This is a genomic window from Xanthovirga aplysinae (assembly GCF_009711365.1).
Classification (GTDB): domain Bacteria; phylum Bacteroidota; class Bacteroidia; order Cytophagales; family Cyclobacteriaceae; genus Xanthovirga; species Xanthovirga aplysinae.
This window is the reverse complement of sequence record NZ_SMMB01000423.1, coordinates 1-1,521: the sequence shown is the minus strand read 5'-3', so window position 1 is coordinate 1,521 and position 1,521 is coordinate 1. Positions and strand designations below refer to the sequence as shown.

The 1,521-nt window shown below is 33.9% G+C and carries 1 protein-coding gene; it reads right to left on the bottom strand.

What is annotated here, in order from left to right; translation table 11 throughout:
- Positions 1 to 438: 438 nt before the first annotated feature.
- On the bottom strand, positions 439 to 1,521 hold a 1,083-nt coding region (locus E1171_RS01540; RefSeq protein WP_155203399.1), incomplete at its 5' end, for a helix-turn-helix domain-containing protein.

Here is a 1,521-nt window from a genome sequence, read left to right as displayed (position 1 = left end):
GGTTAATTTTTTATCTTTTTATGATTTTTTTTAAAAGTGCTGAATTTTAGGGACGGTGAGGATTCCCTTAATTCTTTTTTATTCTTCTTTTTGAAGGGTTGTTGTTTGAAAATTCTTTCGAAAAAAATGATGATAAATGCTAGAGAGATTCTCTAATACTTTTTAAATTTTTGTTGGGGAGACAGTGCTAAGTGGAAGTTCTTGAGAATTAGGTGGGGTTTAGTAGCCATCAAGTCTGCTATGTTATTTTTTAGTCCTTTATGTTAAATTTTTCTACTTGGAAGGTTATCCTAGAATTAGGATTTAAGCAAATGTCAGCGTTTTTACCTTCCTTTTAAAATTCTGTTAGAGGAGAAATGATACTTGATGGCTCAAAAAATATAGCCTTTTTCGAGCTCCCAGGTCAAATCTTTCGGTTTATTGAGGAATTGAATTAACCTAAGAGTTGTTGATGCCTTTTCTATACATACTTGGTGTGGTTCCTGTATTTTTTTTAAAGGCCTGATTAAATACCGATTTGGAATTAAAACCACATTCTAGCATAATTTCTGATACCGTTTTTTCTGCATAGGAATGGGTCTCCAATAATTTTTTGCATTCTTCTATCCGGTATTGATTTATGAAATCTCGAAAATTCATTCCCATTTCCTCGTTAATAACGTAGGAAAGGTAACGAGAAGCAATGGATAATTCCTCAGCCACTAATTGAAGAGAAAGGGTAGGATTCAAATAAGGACGCTCCTCAGAATTCATATACCCTAAGAGTTTACTTTTCATTTTGTCTTTTTCCAAATCAGGGATCGCTTTTGAAATTTCTTTATTGGCCGCTTCCTTTGATAATAAAAGGTAAGGCTGTCGAATGACCTTTAAAAATAGGTAGTTGAGCAGGAATAAGAATAAAAGAGTCCCTACAATATGCATGCTTTTCAGAAAAGAATCATCCGCATTAAAAGACCACCAGGCAATGGTTTCTATTAATCGCATTCCTTTCCATAGGATTAATCCCCAGATGATGAAAATTAACCATTTTAAGCTTTGTTTTTCCAAAGAGGAAACCTGTTTTTTAAGTTCAAACTGTTTTTTGTTCAGGAGATTAAGAGAAAGGGCCATATAGGCAAAAAATTGAAGGTATTGTACCGTTATTAGTGTAATGAATTCTTGATCACTCCAAATAAATTGGTAACAAACAATATCCGTTAATATCGCTGGGTCTATGCCAATTACTTTTTTGATCGAAAAAATAAACATCACGGCACTAGGAAGAAAATGCCATGCATCCACTATCTTAAGTTTGAATTGGGGACGATTAACGGATTGTAAATAGAAAAATAACAAGGGTACATAGGCAAAGCGAAAAGTCTCCCAGAAATAAAATAATATAGGGACTTTTTCCCCTAAGTACAGACGTAGATCGTAAAAATAATAGATGTAGGAACCTAGTTCAGGAAGCGCTCTGATCACTAAGAACCAAACCAACAATTTTCTGCTGGTTGTGTTTCCCGTTTTTACCTTGGCTAAATA